The organism is Anaerospora hongkongensis, assembly GCF_004339805.1.
GTDB lineage: Bacteria > Bacillota > Negativicutes > Sporomusales > DSM-15969 > Anaerospora > Anaerospora hongkongensis.
Genome location: NZ_SLUI01000005.1, coordinates 231,190 through 250,626, shown reverse-complemented (window position 1 = coordinate 250,626; position 19,437 = coordinate 231,190). Strand labels below are relative to the sequence as shown.

General features: G+C 49.2%; 14 protein-coding genes and 3 tRNA genes. 13 read left to right on the top strand and 4 right to left on the bottom strand.

Features of this window, described 5'->3' with window-relative positions; translation table 11 throughout:
* The first annotated feature begins 18 nt into the window (after nt 1-18).
* The gene (locus EV210_RS09290; protein ID WP_132078941.1) at nt 19-615 is read left to right on the top strand and encodes a manganese catalase family protein; all 597 of its coding nucleotides are present in this window, start codon (nt 19-21) and stop codon (nt 613-615) included.
* A gap of 65 nt (nt 616-680) precedes the next feature.
* Here EV210_RS09290 and EV210_RS09285 read toward each other — a convergent pair whose 3' ends face one another.
* Nucleotides 681-1,766, bottom strand: coding sequence for a M48 family metallopeptidase (locus EV210_RS09285; RefSeq protein ID WP_132078938.1), 1,086 nt, complete (start codon nt 1,764-1,766; stop codon nt 681-683).
* A 143-nt stretch (nt 1,767-1,909) separates the two neighbouring features.
* The gene (locus tag EV210_RS09280) at nt 1,910-2,104 is read right to left on the bottom strand and encodes a DUF378 domain-containing protein (protein ID WP_132078935.1); all 195 of its coding nucleotides are present in this window, start codon (nt 2,102-2,104) and stop codon (nt 1,910-1,912) included.
* Nucleotides 2,105-2,261: 157 nt separating this feature from the next.
* Between EV210_RS09280 and EV210_RS09275 the strand changes: the two genes are divergently transcribed.
* Nucleotides 2,262-3,035 carry a polysaccharide deacetylase family protein gene (locus tag EV210_RS09275; RefSeq protein WP_132078932.1) on the top strand — a complete coding sequence of 258 codons (774 nt, stop codon included), beginning with the start codon at nt 2,262-2,264 and terminating at the stop codon, nt 3,033-3,035.
* A gap of 47 nt (nt 3,036-3,082) precedes the next feature.
* On the opposite strand, the gene EV210_RS09270 is transcribed toward EV210_RS09275, so the two are convergent.
* The gene (locus EV210_RS09270) at nt 3,083-4,033 is read right to left on the bottom strand and encodes a magnesium transporter CorA family protein (RefSeq protein WP_132078929.1); all 951 of its coding nucleotides are present in this window, start codon (nt 4,031-4,033) and stop codon (nt 3,083-3,085) included.
* A 327-nt stretch (nt 4,034-4,360) separates the two neighbouring features.
* Here EV210_RS09270 and EV210_RS09265 point away from each other — a divergent pair.
* The 8 genes from EV210_RS09265 (at nt 4,361) to EV210_RS09230 (ending at nt 14,605) form a co-directional block, all read left to right on the top strand.
* A tRNA-Ser gene (locus EV210_RS09265) sits at nt 4,361-4,449 on the top strand.
* Nucleotides 4,450-4,461: 12 nt separating this feature from the next.
* Nucleotides 4,462-4,552: transfer RNA gene (locus EV210_RS09260), tRNA-Ser, on the top strand.
* A 304-nt stretch (nt 4,553-4,856) separates the two neighbouring features.
* A complete protein-coding gene (locus EV210_RS09255; protein WP_132078926.1) occupies nt 4,857-6,698 on the top strand; it encodes an APC family permease in 1,842 nt (613 codons plus the stop codon).
* A gap of 67 nt (nt 6,699-6,765) precedes the next feature.
* The gene (locus EV210_RS09250) at nt 6,766-7,923 is read left to right on the top strand and encodes a DNA polymerase IV (protein WP_132078923.1); all 1,158 of its coding nucleotides are present in this window, start codon (nt 6,766-6,768) and stop codon (nt 7,921-7,923) included.
* A gap of 104 nt (nt 7,924-8,027) precedes the next feature.
* Nucleotides 8,028-10,136 (top strand): cache domain-containing protein, encoded by a 2,109-nt coding sequence (locus EV210_RS09245; protein ID WP_132078920.1) that lies wholly within the window; start codon nt 8,028-8,030, stop codon nt 10,134-10,136.
* 247 nt (nt 10,137-10,383) lie between these two features.
* Nucleotides 10,384-11,934: a PAS domain-containing sensor histidine kinase gene (locus EV210_RS09240; protein WP_132078917.1), complete on the top strand. Its 1,551-nt coding sequence runs from the start codon at nt 10,384-10,386 to the stop codon at nt 11,932-11,934.
* 21 nt (nt 11,935-11,955) lie between these two features.
* Complete coding sequence (locus tag EV210_RS09235; protein WP_132078914.1) at nt 11,956-13,410, top strand: sigma-54-dependent transcriptional regulator; 1,455 nt, start codon at nt 11,956-11,958, stop codon at nt 13,408-13,410.
* Between the two features lie 46 nt (nt 13,411-13,456).
* Nucleotides 13,457-14,605, top strand: a complete 1,149-nt coding sequence (locus tag EV210_RS09230) for an aminotransferase class V-fold PLP-dependent enzyme (protein ID WP_132078911.1) — start codon at nt 13,457-13,459, stop codon at nt 14,603-14,605.
* A 92-nt stretch (nt 14,606-14,697) separates the two neighbouring features.
* On the opposite strand, the gene EV210_RS22585 is transcribed toward EV210_RS09230, so the two are convergent.
* Nucleotides 14,698-14,794, bottom strand: a tRNA-Sec gene (locus EV210_RS22585).
* Between the two features lie 108 nt (nt 14,795-14,902).
* Between EV210_RS22585 and selA the strand changes: the two genes are divergently transcribed.
* The 3 genes from selA (at nt 14,903) to EV210_RS09215 (ending at nt 19,432) form a co-directional block, all read left to right on the top strand.
* Nucleotides 14,903-16,300, top strand: coding sequence for an L-seryl-tRNA(Sec) selenium transferase (selA, locus tag EV210_RS09225; protein WP_243650492.1), 1,398 nt, complete (start codon nt 14,903-14,905; stop codon nt 16,298-16,300).
* Nucleotides 16,297-18,195, top strand: a complete 1,899-nt coding sequence (selB, locus tag EV210_RS09220; RefSeq protein WP_132078908.1) for a selenocysteine-specific translation elongation factor — start codon at nt 16,297-16,299, stop codon at nt 18,193-18,195. The genes selA and selB overlap by 4 nt, the downstream gene beginning before the upstream one ends.
* A 358-nt stretch (nt 18,196-18,553) precedes the next feature.
* Nucleotides 18,554-19,432: a formate/nitrite transporter family protein gene (locus EV210_RS09215; RefSeq protein ID WP_132078905.1), complete on the top strand. Its 879-nt coding sequence runs from the start codon at nt 18,554-18,556 to the stop codon at nt 19,430-19,432.
* Nucleotides 19,433-19,437 lie beyond the last annotated feature (5 nt).

The window sequence follows — 19,437 nt, the reverse complement described above, 5'->3', positions numbered from 1 at the left end:
CAAAAAGGATGGGTGAATATGTGGATATATGAGAAATCGTTAGAACGCCCTGTGCGGGTTAGCCGTCCTAATTTGAAAGCGGCGAAGATGATCATCTCCCAATACGGCGGTCCTGACGGCGAATTAAGTGCATCACTGCGATATCTCAATCAGCGGTATAGCATGCCGACCGATATGGCTAAAGCTGTGTTAACTGATATCGGGACCGAAGAACTGGCTCATATGGAAATGATTGCTGCTCTGGTACACAAGCTGACTGATGGAGCACCACCGGAAGCTTTCGTGGAAGCCGGCTGGGAAGGACAATGGGTGCAACATGATCATGGCCTGTTTTGGACTGATGTAAACGGAGTGCCCTGGTCAGCTAAATACATTGCCTGCCTGGGAGATCCGATTACCGATCTGGTAGAGGATATGGCCGCAGAGCAAAAAGCGCGTACTACCTATGAACATTTGATTGAGGCAATGGATGATCCCTGCGTAATTGATACGCTGCGGTTTTTGTGGGAGCGGGAAGTTGTTCATTTTCAACGCTTTGGTGAGGCCCTGAACACTGTGCAAGAGTGGATGGCAAAATCAAAACATGTCTGGTGCGGCTGCGAGATGAAAAAGTAGCCGGCAAAGCCATGTGCAGAAAAAGAAAAGCCGCTTGAAAACCGGAAGGTTTTAAGCGGCTTTGGTTATAAGGTGATAAGGCTGTGTAAAGAAGCAACTAATTCGTCGGCATTTTGATCATTATCTGTGGGCGTCATAATTGTTTTGCCGTTTAGCTGAATTACCCCCTCCACCAGCTCAGCCTGATAGCTGCCGGGGGAAGTGTGGGTAAGGGAAGCAAGGTTGCCTGCAATAAAATACGCTCTCTCCTCTGCAAGCAGATCGCCGGCGGCAGCGGGGGTTGCCCAGGCTTTGCCGTTGACATAGACGGCTCCTTTTACAACTTTGACTTTGCCATTGCTGTAATCCTCCAGGCGCTTGGCGAAGTACTCCACACGCTGCTTATTCGTAGGATGGTCATTGGGGTTCACGATATTTTCGAAGCTGTTATGGGCATTATCACCGCTTTTAGCCGTTACCCGGGACCAAATGGCCGCTCCTGCACCGGGGTTAAAGCCTGCATCTACTGCATAGGAAAATGAATTGGCATCTGCCTCTTTTTCCTGCGGCAGGGTGGCATAGTTGGCAACCAGATTGCGGTTAATGATGTACGAAGTTATGTAAGAGATGGCGCCGGGGTTTTTCTCTAAATAAAGTGCCTGCACTACATTAAAGGAGACCAGCTTAGGCAGCGAACTAAGGGAATGCAGTTTCATGCCATGGACAAGTTCGTGAGCCAGTACGAAAGCGATCTCGTCTTCATTATAATTTAAGTAGTGGAAAAGTCCGATGTTGACACTGACATTGTGCCCTAAGCCGCAAAAGGCATTAAATGTGGTTTGATTATTCACAAACCAGGAAAACTTAGGCTTTATTTTTCCTTCCGGGTCAATGCCTGTCAAGAGGCGCTGCATGACAGAGTCCAGTACTTCTTCGGCTCGTTGGTCGCTGTTGACACCATATTCTTTTTTATAGCCGGACATGATTTCATCACTTTTTTTGTTATGGGCATAGAGTAAGGTTTCGCGCAGATATAAATACTGAACGGCACCGCCGATTAATATGTTGCCCAGCGAAGCATGCGTTACCGGTATGAAGACAAGCGTCTGAAAGGCAAACGTCAAGGTAAACAGTAATAAAGTGATTCTGGATTGAAAAAATCTTCTTGTCACCCTGCTCCCTCCTAGTCCCGGCTGGGAAGTTTGTTACATGCACGTAAGCATATTATAATAATTATACAACTTTTTGGTGGCGCCGAAAATAGGATAATCCCTCCATTTGAGATGAAGGGATTACAGCGGAAGCCGGTGTTTCGTTACATTCTCGACCGTGAGGTGAATAAAAGCGGGACGCACGCTAAGCCTGCAATACCGACAATGGCGTATACAGCACGGCTGAGAAAAGAACTTTGGCCGCCGAAAATTGCCGCGACCAGATCAAATTGGAACAGTCCGACCAGAAGCCAGTTCAAGGCTCCCACAATCACCAGGGTAAGAGCTAGTTTAGACATAATTGCAGCCTCCTTTTGTACTAAAATACGATACTAGTATTGCCAATAGAAAAAAAATAACCCGCCAGTGTAAATAAGGCAGGGAATTGGTTGTTCTAAAACGAAGTTTATTGTCGTATCTTGCAGTAGATGTAGTTGATAAGTGGGAGATGTAAACGTGGTAACACGGCGTGAATTTGTAAAACTATGTATTAGTACCGTTTTCGCCACCGGATTTTCAGAATTGCTGGAGGATCTATCCACTACCAGTGAGGCAGCTTACCGGGAAATACCGGTACTGTTATACCATCGCATTGGCTATACCAATGGTTACCTCACCATTACACCGGAGAAGTTCGCAGCTGATATGCAGATACTCACCGATTACGGCTACCATACCATATCATTAGCTTTGTTTGAAAAGTTTCTTATAGACGGCAATGTTGAACTGCCGGAACGGCCACTGCTGATTACTTTTGATGACGGCTATGCCGACAATTACGAGCATGCCTTTCCCGTTCTGCAGAAGCAGCAGATGACAGCGGTATTTTATATTATCGCCGGCTTTTTGGGACTGCCTGATCGAATGAATGCCGAGCAAATCCGGGCAATGGCCGGCTCAGGGATGCAGTTCGGGTCCCATACCATGACTCACCGGGCATTGGGCGAACTGCCAGGCAGCGAAATCCGGGATGAACTGCAAACCTCAAAAAACATCCTGGAAAACATATTGAACAATGAAATACGGACGATTGCTTACCCCCGGGGCAGCTATAATCAGGAAACACTCAACATAGCCAAAGAGCTTGGCTATGTTGGCGGCCTTACAACCCGTAACGGGAAATGCACCCGTCAGGCTGATCATTTCGTACTTAACCGGATACCGCTGTTCAGCTATGATCAGGACATATTGGCGGTAATTGCCCGCCGGGGCCGGGGCGAACCGGCATAAATAAAAATACCCGCTTGCAGCCAGTGCAAGCGGGTATTATTTTTGCGCTAAAATAATTGTTTCTTCCATAGTCCGTAAGCTGCGATACTCGTAATAATAATGGAGATGCTGATTACAAACCAAAAACCAAATTCACTGCCCATAAAAGGGACGCCTACGTTCATACCCCAAAAACTGGCGAGCATGGTAGGGATGGACAGCAGAATGGTCATCGAAGCCAGGAATTTCATTACGATGTTTAAATTATTGGAGATAATGGAGGCGAAAGCATCCATCATACTGCTAAGAATATTGGAGTACATTTCAACCATTTCAATTGCCTGTTTATTTTCAATAATAACGTCTTCCAAGAGATCCTCATCTTCTTCATACATTTTAATGAGATGCTGCAGCTGGCTGTTGGTACGCAGGCGCAGCATTTTCTCCATCACAATACCATTAGAACGCAGTGAGGCGGTAAAGAAGGTCAGGCCTTTCTGCAATTCGAGCAGCTGGAAGAACTCTTCGTTTTTCATGGATTGGCGCAGCTGTTTTTCAATATCGTCAGTGCGGCGGTTAATCTGCTGCAAATAACGCAGGAATAACGTTGCTGATTTATATAGGATCTGGAAAAGGAACCGGGTTTTCTTGAAAGTGCTGAAGGTTCGGGCATTATCATTGCTGAAGGCTTTTAGAATTTCATTTTGCTCCAGGCAAACCGTAATAAAATAGTCCGGTGTAATAATGATGCCAAGCGGCAGTGTATCATAGCTGTCCTTGCCGCGCATCATCGGGATATTGGTAACAACCAGGATATAGTTATCCTCGATTTCTACGTGGGACCGCTCTTCTTCGTCCAAGGCTGTTTTTAATACGTCAACCGGTACGTTGGATAGAGCAGAGACAATTGTTATTTCCTCTGCTGTAGGACTGACCAGATTCAGCCAGGATCCTTTCTCCATTGATTCGAGAGACTGTTCAATCAAAGTGACACAATTGCTTTTCCATATTTTCAACATTGGTGCTCCCCCTCTCTCTTCGGGCAACACCCATATCTCTTACATTAGCGATAGCTAAGGGCTAGAAAGATGGATATTCCCCTATATTTAGTTAATTTAGCAAGTCTGTATTGTCTAGGTCGGTCTACATCCATTTTTCTCACCTACCCGTCGGATTATGTGTATTTACATTTCAAATATAATCCTGTATTCTGTATTAGTCAATAGACAACCCGGAATTTCGTTATTTTCAATTAATTAGCGACGGAAAAAATGTGATAAAATACCAGGTTTATGAAGTTGACAAAACGTGCAACCTTTTGTTATAATACTAAATGTGTCGGGCACGGAGGGGTGTCCGAGCGGTTTAAGGAGCTGGTCTTGAAAACCAGTGATCCTGCAAGGGACCGTGGGTTCGAATCCCACCCCCTCCGCCATTTATTTCTTCTGGAGTGGTACTCAAGCGGCTGAAGAGGACGGTTTGCTAAATCGTTAGGGGGTGTAAGCCCCGCCAGGGTTCAAATCCCTGCCACTCCGCCATAATGGAAGATACGACTATCGGTTATATAACCGGTAGTCGTTTTTCTTTTTGCAATCCTTTTATAAGCTATTCAGAAAAGGGCAGGCAAGTGCCTGTAAGTCAAGAAAATTCCCAGTGATGAAGGGTGATTGCGTGAGATAATCATGACGGCGCAATGCCCCAGGTATCCTATTGGTTACTATGAACGAAGGCAGTCAAAAGCGAGAATAAACGGTGAAAATTGGCGCTTTCTTTTTTGGCAGGGAAGAGTATAATTAACTTCATTGCCCTATTAACAAAATAAGAAGCGGAGGCGCTACTTGTATGATGCGCGAATTACGGCGGGTGCTGATTGGCAGACCGCTGCACAACCGGGAACTGGCTCATGAACGGTTGCCCAAATGGAAGGCTTTATCCATTTTTTCTTCTGATGCTTTATCCTCTGTAGCGTATGGGCCGGAGCAGATTATGCTTACGCTTGCCTTACCAGGCTTGATTGCATACGGATATATGGCTCCTGTGGCCATTTCTATTCTGATCCTCCTGGCAATTGTCACGTTGTCTTATGCACAAGTTGCAAAAGCGAATCCCGGCGGTGGAGGCGCATATGCCATTGCTAAGCAGAATCTCGGGGAGAAGCCTGCGCTGATCGCAGCCGGTTCGGTTTTTGCCGACTACATATTGACTGCCGCCGTTAGTGTGTCAGCAGGAACGGCGGCCATTATATCTGCTTTTCCCGAGCTTAGCGGCTGGGAAGTGCCAATCGATATCGTTGTTCTGTTTGGCGTTTTAATGCTGGTTAATCTCCGGGGAGTACGGGAGTCGTCCAACGCTTTTGTATTACCTACCTATGCTTTCTTAGCCGGAATTTTATTGCTCCTCTTTGTAGGTTTATACCGCATGGCTCAGGCACCCTATTTTATTCCGCCCGATTCGCTGGCCCGGCAGCAGCTGGACTGGTCAATGCTGTTTCTGGCCCTGAGGGCTTTTGCGAACGGCTGCAGCTCAATGACCGGTATTGAGGCAATCGCGGACAGCGTACCGATGTTCAAATCACCTGAATCCCGCAATGCTGCCGCTACCACCTACTGGATGGCAGGCATACTTGGTTTTATGTTTTTGGGAATATCGGCGCTGATTCTGCATCATCATATTCTTCCCATCATAGAAGTAACTGCGCTGTCCCAGCTGGCAGAGCAGATTTTTGGACGAACGCCCCTGTACTATTATATACAGATTACGACAATGCTGGTGCTCTATCTGGCGGCAAATACCGCGTACAATGGTTTGCCGGTACTATTATCGATTATTGCCCGTGACGGATATATGCCCCGTTATCTGGCTCAGCGTGGCGAGCGGCTGACTTTTTCTAACGGTATTATTTTATTAACAATTATTGCCGCTCTGCTAATCGTCATCTATGGCGGAAAAATTGAAAATCTCATTGCCTTATACGCAATCGGTGTTTTTATATCTTTTACGATTGCCCAGGTGAGTATGGTTGTACACTGGCGGCGGGAAAAGGGAGCCGGCTGGCAGCTGCGGGTCTTTCTTAATGGTTTGGGAGCTGCGGCAACAGGTATCGTTGTAGCGGTCATTACCGTCACGAAGTTTGTCTATGGTGCCTGGCTGGTATTGGTGTTTATCCCGATTATGGTAACGATCTTTAAGCGTATTCGCGGTCACTATAACACCATGGCAGATCAGCTGCACTTACCGGAAGAATGTTACGCCGAAGGAAGTGCTCATTTTCCTCAGGGCAAGCATCTGGTGATTGTTCCTGTTGCATCACCGACCCGGATCGTTTACGAAACAATTAAGTATGCCAAGCTGATTGGAGATAATATCATTGCCGTTCACGTCGCCAGTGATGATGAGTCAGAGCAGAAAGTACGCCAGAAGTGGCAGTGCTGGGACCCCGGCGTTCAACTGGTAGTGCTTCGTTCTCCCTATCGCCTGCTGATGCGGCCGCTGATCAATTTTATTGAGAAGAAACAGCGGGAAAAGGGTCCGGATGACTTTATTACTGTTGTTATTCCTGAGTTTGAAACACGGAAATGGTGGCACCGGCTGCTGCATAATCAAACGGGCTGGTTCTTGCATACTACACTTGTGTTAAAAGAAAATATTGCGGTTACAACCGTTCCCTTTCATTTAAAGAGATAGCGGTAATTTCTGCTAATGGATTGAACAAGGAACGTACGTTTGCTATACTTGTAGCTGGGTGATGCACGTGCAGCGCTATATTATTCATGTAGATATGGATGCTTTTTACGCGTCAATTGAACAGCGGGATAAGCCTGAGCTGGCGGGAGTCCCGGTTATTGTAGGCGGCTTAAGTAACCGGGGGGTTGTGGCCACCGCCTCATATGAAGCCCGCAAATTTGGTGTTCATTCGGCCATGTCGATGGCCGAAGCGCGCCGGCGCTGCCCGGAGGCTGTTTTTATTACTCCCGATCATCGCAAATACAGCTTTGTCTCGGCCCAAATCCGGCAGATCCTTGACCGGTATTCGCCGTTGGTAGAGCCTCTGTCACTGGATGAAGCTTTTCTTGATGTTACCGGCATGGATGGACTTTATGCCGATCCCGTGGATATTGCCCGCAGGATCAAAGACGAGATTAAACAGCAGCTGCAGCTAACGGCATCGGCAGGTGTGGCACCAAACAAGTTTTTAGCCAAGCTTGCCTCAGATTTACAAAAGCCGGATGGCTTGTATGTCATCAGGCGGGGCGAAGAAGCACAGGTTTTGGCTGGATTGCCCGTCAGGCGGCTGTGGGGAGTCGGAGAGGTGACGGCTGCCAGTATTGCCAAGCTGGGGATTGGAACGATTGGCCAGTTTGCCGCTGCTGACCCTAAACTTTTGGAGCGTCATATCGGCAGAGACGTTTATGATTTGCAGCGGCTGGCACGCGGTTTGGATGACAGGCCGGTCGTACCTGATCAGCAAATAAAATCTGTCGGAAATGAAGAGACGTTTGACCAGGATTTGTATCAGTGGGATGAAATAGAGAAACAGCTGCTGCTGTTTGCTGATAAAGTAGGCTGGCGGCTGCGCAGGCTGACTCTGTCCGGGCGGACGATTACCGTTAAAGTACGTTTTGCATCGTTTAAGACGATCACCCGCAGCCGTACCTTAGAAGAAGCTACCAATCTGGATGATACCCTTTACCATATTGCCAGGGAATTATATAAATCAATTCCCTCTACAGAAGGTATTCGCCTACTGGGGCTGACGGTCAGTAATCTGCAGCCGGCCGGACAGGCGATGGCCCTGTTTGACTCAAAACAGGAAAAGCAGGAATCACTGCATAAAGTTGTTGATGAGTTAAAGGTTCGCTTTGGCGCAGCGGCAGTCATGAAGGGGCGGCTGATCGACCCTCACAAATAGCAATACAGCACAAATACCCCTGTCTTTATGGTATAATGACCACAAAGCAGGGGTATTGAACGTTAAGGGTGGCTGGCCGATAACCGGACAAAGGGGAGAAGGTCGTGGATAAAACGGCATCCAGCGTGGGGAAAAAACTGATTATTTGTGTTGTGCTGCTGGCAATTACTGCGGTGTCGGCAGCATTAATACCGGCACTGTACTTTTTTTCCAATATACTGGAGCAAAAGCAGGAGCGGGCTGCTATGCAGGGCGTTGAGGGGCTGCGCGCGGTAATAGAAGAATACAAGACGTCAGCAGTCCGCTTTGCGGTGATTTTCAGTAAATATCCTGGTCTGGAGCAAGCTGTACAAAATAAGGAGCAAGGGCTGTACAAGCTGCTGGAACAAATCCGGCAAGATGCGGACGTAGACTTTATCACCATCACTGATGCCCAGGGCAAGGTCGTTTGGCGTACCCATGAGCTGCGGCGGGGAGACAGCCTGGCCGATTTGCCCGACATAAAGGCGGCTTTGGCCGGGTACACCCGGGCTACGGTTGAGCCGGGAACGGTAATCCGGCTGGGAGTCCGGGCGGCAGCCCCGATCAAAGATGATCAGGGGAGGCTCATTGGCGTCATATCGCTGGGGTATGATGCCACGAAGGAGAAAATTGTTGACCGGGTAAAGCAGCTTTTTCATACTGAAGCCACTCTGTTTTTGGGAGATGAACGGGTTTCAACAACTATCATGAAGGACGGTAAGCCGGTAGTCGGTACAAAGCTGAATGAAGCGATTGCGGCTGCTGTGCTGGGAGAAGGCAAGATGCACCTGGGGCGGGCGGAAATTCTGGGGACCGAATATATGACTGCCTATTTGCCCGTCCTGAGCGCAGATCATCAGCCGGTGGGTGTTTTGTTTGCCGGAGAATCGTTGGCCGATTTTCTTGCGGAACGAAATAAGGCAATTATGCTCATCGGCTTTATTATTTTGAGTTTGTTAACTGGCGTTATTTTTATGATAACCAGCCGCTTGCGCCGGGAATTGGAAGAGGCTAAGCTGGTCCTCGAGCAAACGGTATTATCCCGAACGGAAGCACTGCGCAAAAGCGAAGCTCAGTATCGGGCAGTTGTTGAAGCGCAGACGGATTGCATTTACCGCTGCACACCAGCGGGGGAACTGGTCTTTGCCAACGAAGCATTCTGTCGGTTTTATGAAGTGCCTAAGGCTACGGTTATCGGACGCAATCTGGCGGATTTGCTTGGACCGGAGGGAGCGCAGCTGCTGCCCGGACCAGGTAATCTGCCTGAACCGGGAAATGCCATTGGAACTTTGCAGCTGCGCTACGTACGCTCTGCTGGGGACGTATGCTGGATCGAATACGTCAGTCAGACTTTTTTTGACGATACCGGACGGGTTGCTGAGTATCAGGCTGTCGGGCGGGATATTACCGCCCAGCAGGAGGCAGAAGCGGCAATCGCAAAAGCCCGGGAGGCAATAGACCGCGCTTCACGGGTCATGACGCTGGCGGTAATTGGCGGGGGAATTGCCCACGAAATCAAACAGCCGCTCAATGCCATGAAGATATTGGTAGAAACGATTTTTTACCTGCAGCAGCATGGCGGTTCTGATGAAGAAATTACGCGCAATGTCCATAATATTTCCCAACAGGTTGACAGGATTGATGCTATTGTTAACAATTTGCGTGCATTGCCTCGCAGCAATCAGAGCTTTGAGTATCTGCCCTGTGATTTAAATGTGGCTGTGCGAAAAGCACTGGCAGTGGTAGACCACCAACTCGTTTTCAAGCAAATAGGCCTGCAACTCATGCTGGCGGAAGAATTGCCGCCGGTATATGGCTCATTGGTACGTTTTGAGGAGGTTGTGCTTAACCTCTTGGTCAATACGATTCAGGCTTTTGACAGTACGGATGATCAAGATAAGCAAATCCGCATCCGGACGTGGGCTGACGAGCAGATCCATTTGTCGGTCAGCGATAATGGTCCGGGAATTGATCCGGCAATTCGCGACAGAATCTGGGAGCCCTTTTTTACAACGAAAAACAATGCCGAATCAATGGGGCTGGGTATGTCAATTGTTCAATCTATTGTTGCTGCCAGCCATGGCGTGATTAAGCTCAGAAATAATCCGGACGGCGGCGTAACAGGACAGGTTTCCTTTCCCATTGTCTGCCTGGGACCGGAATGTGCTATAGAAACGAAAGAACAGCCATAATAGCCGGCTATCTGCAAATATTGCAGGACTAACAGAGCATTGCATGCTGTTTTTGCAGACTCAAAGGACTTTGTCTTACATAGCCCGCATTTTCTGATGCCGATAACTGGAAAATAAATTGGCATATATTTTGCATAGGAGTGAAGTATTGAGGCTTCAGTCTAACCCCGCAGTTTCGCGATTCTGGCAAAACTGCGGGGTTGCATATATCCGCTGAGCCCAAATAACGCTAAAGGGGCTGGGTTATTTGAGGAGACAATGGGCTGCAGGTGCCGGATTACGTCTTACCTATCGCCGCCATGAGGCCGGAAAACTGCTGCGGGAGAGCGAAGCCCGGTACCGGGCGGTGGTGGAGGATCAGGAAGAACTCATCCGGCGGTTTAAGCCTGACTATACCCTGACCTTTGTCAATCGGGCTTTTTGCCGGTATTTTGGTCAAACAGCGGAAGAATTGTTAGGGCAAAGCTTTATGAAGCTGATACCGTGTGAGGATCATGAGGGCGTGCGGTGTCAAATGGAGTCGCTCAGTCCCGATAATCCTGTGGCCGTGGCGGAACGGCGCTTTGCCATGCCACATGGCGAAGTTCGTTGGCAGGAATGGGTCAACCGGGCGATATTTGATCAGCACGGAAATATCGTCGAATATCAATCGGTGGGCCGTGATATTACCAGTCAGAAAAAGGTGGAACAGCAATTAAAAGAAAGTGAGGCTCGTTACCGGGCAATCGTGGAGGACCAGGAAGAACTCATCCGCCGCTTTCGGCCGGATGGGACGCTGACCTTTGTCAATCGGGCATTTTGCCGTTATTTTAATAAAACTGCCAGCGAACTGCTGGGCTTGAACTTTATTCACCTCATCCCACAGGAAGATCATAAGATGGTACGTCAGCAGATCGCCCTGCTGACGCCGGATGACCCGGTTGCCCATGCTGAGCGGCGGTTTATCGGGCCTGATGGCAAAGTGCGGTGGCAGCATTGGATTAACCGGGCCATATTTGATGAAATTGGACGGGTTGTTGAATATCAATCGGTAGGACGGGATATTACCGCACAAAAAGAAGCGGAAATTAAAATTTCAGAGGCGCGAGAAGCAATTGCGCGTGCGGCGCGGGTAACGACGCTGGCCATTATCGGCGGCGGCATTGCCCATGAGATTAATCAGCCGTTAAACGCAATCCGTGTATTGGCAGAGACAGGCCTCCATTTGTGCCAGGCAAACGCGGAGCCAGGCAAAGTCCTGCAATGTATCCGGGATGTGTCCGGCCAGGTGGACCGCATCGATGCCATCGTCAATCATCTGCGTTCCTTTTTGCGCACGACCCAAATGGTCGAATATGTACCCTGTGATTTGAATGCCGTTATTGAGAGCTCGTTATCCTATGTATCCAATCAATTATTCGCGCACCACATTACTGTCCGAAAAGAGCTGCTGCCTGGACTGCCGCTTGTGAATGGTTCGTTTGTCCGCTTTGAGGAAGTCGTTCTCAATTTAGTGATGAATGCTATGCAGGCATTGGAAGGGAAGGCTGGGCAGTGCAAAGAAATTATTATAAGAACATGGTTTGATGAGGACGTATATATAACCGTCAGTGACAATGGGCCGGGTATTGATTCGGCAATATGCAGCCGCATATTTGAGCCCTTTTTCACAACAAAGAAAATGGGTGACTCGATGGGCTTAGGATTATCCATCGTGGAGTTGATCGTGGCAGCCTGCAATGGATCAATAAAGGTGGGAAATATTGACGGGGGCGGCATGCTGGTTCAGGTATCATTACCGGCGATTTCTAATGTATAATGGGCTGGTGGGGGGATGGGAATGCGAATATTACTTGTTGATGATGAGTTGGAAGGCCGGTCTTTCTTAGCGAATTATTTACGGCTGCTGGGGCATACGGTAAGAGAGTGCGTTTCTGGCGAAGAAGCGCTTGCTGCCTATCAGGCCGGTGTATACGATATGATCTTGTCCGATATCAAGATGAGCGGGATATCCGGTATTGAGCTGGTGCGGAAAGTAAAGCAGATCAAACGGGAGCAAGAAGCGGATGTGGTTCTGTATACCGGTTTTGTCGATCTCGAACTGGCCATTGGCGCATTACGGGCCGGTGCCTATGATTATTTAACCAAGCCAATCAATATGGATGAACTAAAGTCGATTCTGGAGCGGGTAGGAGAACATAAAGCACAGCTCCGGAAAAGTGAATTTTCCGCAGAGCCTGCAGACGAGACGAATCGGACTGCCCCCAACAGCAGAGACAGTTTGCGCTCCCAAGTCACCGAACGGGAAAACATTGGTAAAATTGGCATCTTTTCAGAAGCCATGCGGCGTGTGGTCCGGCAGGCTGAGCAATATCACACCGACCGGTCTTTGCCTGTATTGATTCAGGGAGAAACCGGTGTCGGCAAGGAAATTATCGCCAAAATCATTCATTACGGTACAGCCGGCAGTTCGGCCCCGTTTGTCGATATTAATTGTACCGCTATCACACCCAGCTTGTTTGAGAGCGAATTATTTGGTTATGAGGCCGGATCCTTTACCGGCGGTGTTTCACGTGGACAAAAGGGCAAGCTGGATATGGCGATGGGCGGAACATTATTTCTCGATGAAATCGCCGAAATACCTATTGAACTGCAGGCCAAAATGCTGCGGGTAATTGAAGAAAAAAATTTTTACCGGGTAGGCGGCCTTAAAAAAATAAAAACAGATATTCGTATTATTACCGCTACGAATTTGAATTTTGAAAAGCGGATTGCTGAAGGACTGTTCCGCAAAGATTTATATTACCGGCTCAAGGTAGGGCAAATTATCATCCCGCCGCTGAGAGAGCGGAAAGATGATATTCTATCGCTGGCGCTGATGTTTTTACAGGATTTTTCCCGGCGGCGGGGCAAGCAGTTTTGCAGTATCAGCGATTCAGCAGCACAGCTGCTGCTGGCCTGTCCCTGGCCGGGCAATGTCCGGGAACTTCGTAACGCCATGGAATGGGTTTCGTTTATGTACGACGGAGTGGAGCTGCAAGCGGAACACTTGAAAAATCTGACAGGCAAATACCCTGAAGACAGCGCGAAAGAAAAACTACCTGAGCCAAAGCTGCAGCACACCGCGTCATCATCACCGTCGTTTGCATTAGGCGATCATATTGATGAACTGATTGAGCAGGTTCTACAAAAGTTTGGCGGGAATAAGACTCAGGCGGCGCGCTATCTGGGTATTTCCGTACGGACTTTATATTACCGGCTGGAGCGTATTCAAAAGCGCCGGACCGGCGAGTAACGCTTGAAGCAGCAGGAAGTCGGTAAATGATAAAGGGAGTATAAAAATGAACCGAATCTATTTGGACAATGCGGCAACTTCCTGGCCCAAACCAGAAACAGTTTACAAGGCGGTAGATAACTTCAACCGCAATATTGGCGGTAATCCTGGCAGGGGGACAACCAGCTTTGCCTGGACTCCGGCTAACATGGTGTTAGAAACCCGTGAGCTGCTGGCCCGATTGTTTCATATCGGCGATCCCCTGCGTATTGCCTTTACCCTGAATATTACCGAAGCATTGAACCTGGCATTAAAAGGGACTCTTCAGGCAGGAGACCACCTGATCATTAGCAGCATGGAACATAATGCTATAGCCCGGCCGGCCTTTGCTATGGCTGACCAGGGCTTGGAGCTTACCGTTATCCCCTGTAGTGCCGAAGGGCTGCTTGATCCTAAGGCAGTGCTAAAAGCAGTTAAAAAGAATACGAAAATGGTCGCTTTGCTGCAGGCATCCAATGTTACGGGAACGATTCAGCCAGTAGAGGAAGTAGGCCGGATATGCCGGGAAAAAGGGATTTTGTTTTTAGTTGATACGGCGCAGAGCGCAGGCGTGCTGCCCATTGATGTTGACCGGCAGTGTATTGATATTCTGGCGTTTACCGGCCATAAGGGCCTTTATGGTCCGCAGGGAACGGGTGGAATTTATGTGAGGCCGGGACTTACCGTTACACCACTGAAAGAAGGGGGTACCGGTTCGCAGTCGCAAGATACCAAACAACCGCAGTTTATGCCGGATTGTCTGGAAAGCGGAACCTTGAATACTCCGGGTATTATTGGTCTGGGCGAGGGGGTTCGCTTTGTTTTGGAGCAGGGAATAGCTGCGATCCGGCTGCGGGAACAAAAGCTGATGAGCGTGTTATGCAGCGGCCTGGCAGAGATCGCCAGGGTCAAGCAACACGGCCCGCCGCTGCTGGACGCCCGGACGGCAGTCCTCTCGTTTACAATTGATGGTATGGATTCTGCGCAAATCAGCTTTCTTTTAGAACAGGAATACGGGATTGTGACCAGAGGCGGTCTGCATTGCGCACCACTGGCACATCAAACCATGGGTACGCTTGAGCAAGGAACTTGCCGCTTGAGCCCGGGTTTGTTCAATACTGAACAGCAAATGGAAGCTGTAATCAGCGCCATAGCAGCTATCGCCCAAAAGGTATGACAGGCATCTTAAAAGAACGTATATACATAGAAAGGGGGCCGCATTGTGCTTTTTAACAAAAAGCACAATGCGACACCCCTTTATCCTCGAAATGGCGGAAACGTGTAGGAATCGAACCCACCCAGGACAAGTTAATGCCCCGCAAACGGTTTTGAAGACCGCAGAAGCCACCAGACCCCATCCGTTTCCATGCATTTTTTATTATATCATTAAAAACGATAAGATCAACAGCCTATTTTGCTAAATGCAAGGGCTGCGGCAGTCATGAAAAAATAGGGCTTGCAGCAGGGAGGCATTATGAAAAGGTATAAGCTGACAATGCGGGACATTCCTGCAATTGAGCGGTTAAGCGGTATGCTGATGAACCAGCCGGAATTAGCGGGCTTCTCCCGGGAAGTGGTCGTTGAAAGACTGCGGACGGTAGTGAGTGACGTCCGGACGCAAATCCGGCAGGAGCAGGACGTCGATGTCTCGGCAGAAGGGTTAGCGGCCAAAGTGAAGGAGCAGCTGGGAACCCTGGGCAGCTCCAGTCTGCGTAAAGCAGTTAACGCCACAGGCGTAGTTCTGCATACGAATCTGGGCCGGGCACCGCTGGGGAAACGGGCGATACAATTGGTTAATGAAGTGATGGCAGGGTACAGCACCTTAGAATATAATGTGGGCACCGGTGAACGGGGAAGCCGGTATGATCATGTAGTTGATAAGCTGTGTACACTGACAGGTGCACAAGATGCTATTATTGTCAATAATAATGCGGCAGCCGTACTGCTCGTACTATCGGCTCTGGCCAAGGAACGCGAAGTTATCGTAAGCCGCGGCCAGTTGGTGGAAATCGGCGGGTCCTTTCGCATTCCCGACGTTTTGGCACAAAGCGGTGCAAGGCTTGTGGAAGTTGGTGCTACGAATAAAACCCATCTTAAAGATTTTGAACGGGCCATCACGGAACGTACCGCTCTTATTCTCAAAGTACATACCAGCAATTACCGCATAGTCGGCTTTACAGCTCAGCCGGAGGATAAGGCGCTCGCTGCACTTGCGCATCAGCATGGCATACCGCTTGTAGAGGATTTGGGCAGCGGCGTTCTTTGCAGATTACAGGGTAATGGCTGGCAGGAGCCAAGCGTCAGGGAATGCCTGGCAGCAGGTATGGATCTTGTAACCTTTAGCGGCGATAAGCTGCTGGGGGCGGGCCAGGCCGGTATTATTGCCGGCAAACGGCAGTATATCGAAAAAATGAAGATCCATCCTCTGCTGCGCGCACTCAGGATTGATAAGCTGTCACTGGCCGCTGTTGAGGGAACATTGCTGGATTACCTGTTGGAAGCCGGGAAGAATGTGCCTGTGCAGCGTATGCTGAACAGGCAGCCAGAGGAGTTGAAGGAGCTGGCGCACCAACTGGCCGGGCGCTTACAGCCGCTCACTGCCTGTGGCTGGCGGATGGATGTTGTACCGCTGGTTTCCCAGGCGGGCGGCGGTACGCTGCCTGAAATAGATTTTGCCAGCTTCGGTGTTAGTATCGTAACACCGCACCATAGTGCGGCAATGCTGGAATCGGTACTTCGCAAGAATGAAGTGCCGATTATTGTGCGGATTCAGTGCGAAAAAATTCTGCTCGATGTGCGGTGCTTAGCGCCGGAAGATATGGCAATTATTGAAACTGCTTGCACGAGGATCGCGAAAGGAGTGCTTTCGTGAAGTATGTCATTATTGGAACTGCAGGTCACGTCGATCATGGTAAATCGGCATTAATTAAGGCATTAACCGGGACCGATACGGACCGTCTGAAAGAAGAAAAGGCGCGGGGGATTTCCATTGATCTGGGGTTTGCCGCCATGGATCTGAGTCCCGAAACAATAGCCGGCATTGTTGATGTTCCCGGACATGAACGGTTTTTAAAAAACATGCTGGCAGGCACAGGCGGTATTGATGTGGCGATGCTCGTCATTGCCGCAGATGAAGGCGTTATGCCGCAAACCCGTGAGCATTTGGCCATGCTGCATTTTTACGGCATTGAGCATGGCGTAGTTGTGATCAACAAAGTAGATAAAGTCGATGCAGACTGGCTGGAGCTTGTCGAAGAGGATGTAAGCGAACTACTGGCAGGAACTTTTCTGGCAGCCGCGCCCCGCTGCCGTGTTTCCGCCGTTACCGGTGCAGGCCTGGATGTCTTAAAAAGCAGTTTGTTAAAAGCGGCGGAAGCGGTAACGGTGCGTGACAGCCGGGCTCCGTTCCGGTTGTGGATAGACCGGGTATTTACCGTGAAAGGCTATGGAACGGTTGTTACCGGATCAGTGCTCAGCGGCACGGCGTGCGTAGGTGATGCCTTGTCCCTATATCCATTAAGGCAGCAGGTGCGGGTGCGCGGGGTAGAGAGCCACGGCCATAAAGTGGAGGCCGTATATGCCGGTCAGCGGGCGGCACTGAATCTGGCAGGTATGCCGGCAAGCGAGATTACCCGCGGCATGTTTCTCAGTCATAACGATTATGGCCAGGTCAGTGAAGCCTGGGATGTAAGGGTGATGCTTGATCAGCCCGTGGAGAGCGGCACCCGGATAAGGCTGCACTTGGGAACAGGGGAATTTTTAGGCCGGTTGCATACTTTTAAAGAAGATAATCCGCAATATATGCGGTTTATTGCTGAAGAGCCTGTTGCTGCCGGTGCTGGTGACCGAGGCATTATCCGCTTGTATTCACCGCAGACGTTGTTAGGCGGAGTTATGCTGATTGCACCCTGCAAGCAGGCACGGCGGATAAGCGAGGAACGTGAAATTCTGGCTCAGGCGTTGTTAACTCAGGATACGGAGCAGGTCATATACGGAATTCTGGCAGAAAACACAGGTCTTATGTCTGAGGGTGAAGTAAAAAGACAAGCTGGATACTTTACCGCCAGCCAGGTGGAGCAAAGTTTAGAAGCATTGCAAATCGCTAAAAAAATCATCGTGCTGGATCAGCTTTTCCTAGCAATACGTTCACTTAAGCTATTAACCCGGCAGTGTACAGCTCTATTGGAGGCGTTTCACCGTGAACAGCCGGAGCGGGCGGGAGTATCAGGAGAAATAGTCAGGCAAAAGCTCGGCCTGACAGAGAAAGCTTTTGATAAGCTTGCAGCTTTGTGGAGTAAAGAAGGCACGCTGACAATCAATGACGGAGAGCTTGCCCTGCCGGCACATGCAAACAAATACCAGGCCTGGAGTCTTAACGTAATGAAAGCCAGTGAGCAAGCGCTGACTGAACCTGGTTTTCTGACAATTGATGCTTCGATTCTCGGCGAAAAGCTGAAATTATTGCCGGAAGAGGCCAAGATCGCTTTCCATATGCTGCTCAGTAAAGGTGTAGTCATACAAGTGGATAGTGTTTATCTTCATCAAACAACAATTCAAAAGGCAGTTCGCTTGCTGCAGCACTATTTCCGTGATAATGAAGAACTTACCGTCAGTCAGCTGCGTACCATGCTGAATACGTCCCGCAAAGTGGCGTTGCCGCTGCTGGAGTATTTTGATGCATTGAAGTTCACAGTGCGCAGCGGGGATGCGCGCCGCCCGGGGGTAGCGCTGTCGGCGCTCTCACAAAGTGAGGCAGGCGATTTTTAAAAAAGCTGCAGGCAAGAGCGGGAGCCTTGCATAAATTGCAGACCATGCAGTTGCATGGCCTGCAATTTATGCAGAATAGTAAGAATTTATTGACAAGTAGCTGGTGCTGCGAATTCGCATCACAAGCGATAATAAGGTGCACGTAAAAATTCAATCATGGCCGGTAAGTTCAGATGGTATGCATACATGACACAACTGTACCGAATGAATGAGCCGGTTATTAAAAAACATGCCAATGCTGGCATGTTTTTTGCATTTATAGGCGGGTGTACTGTGCAACGGGCTTTGGCACAGCTTAGCCGCAAGAGGCTGACATGCGGCAGGCCAGGCTGAAGCCGGAAAAAAGGAGGATTTGCGAATGAATTGTTTTACTCCGGTAGAGGCTGCTGAAAATTGCTGCAAGGCCCAGGTTGGCAGAGTGAAGCTTGGTATTGGTCAAATGCTGGCCCTGGGATTTCTCGCCGGCTGCTACATTGCTTTTGGAGCAAATGGCGCAACGATGGCCTGTCATGACCTAACCTCTCTGGGCGCTGGCTTTCAGCGACTCGCCTTTGGGTCCGTGTTTTCTGTTGGTCTTATGATGGTTGTAAACAATGGTGCAGAATTATTTACCGGCAATTCGCTCATGTGGACGGCGTGCATTGACGGGCGCATAACAGTGCTTGAACTTTTACGCAACTGGTTTTGGGTGCTGTTGGCAAATATGATTGGTGCTGTGGCCTTTGCCGGACTCATGTATTTCACTGGTTTATGGAAATTTAACAATGCCCTGCTGGGAGCCTATGCATTAAAGATAGCGGCAACCAAGGTGGGCTTAAGCTGGTCGGAAGCGTTTGTTCGGGGGATCTTTTGTAACTGGCTGGTTTGCATTGCCGTATGGATGTGTTTTGTAGCCAAGGATGTTATCAGTAAATGTGCTGCTGCCTACGTGGGCGTGATGACCTTCGTAATGAGTAACTTTGAGCATAGTATTGCCAACATGTTTTTCCTGCCTGCCGGTTTGTTTGCCAAATATACGCCTGGTGTAATTGAAGCGGCCAAGCTGCCGCAAGAGGTTCTGGATACGGTGAATTGGAGCAATATCGTAATAAACAACTGGATTCCCGTTACCCTTGGCAACATTTTAGGGGGCACAATTTTTGTGGCCGGCTTCTACTGGTACAGTTATGTACGCAAAACCCAGGAAAAAGAAGTCAGTGAAGTGTGTGCCGTTATCCAGCAGAAGAACGGAATATAGCCGGT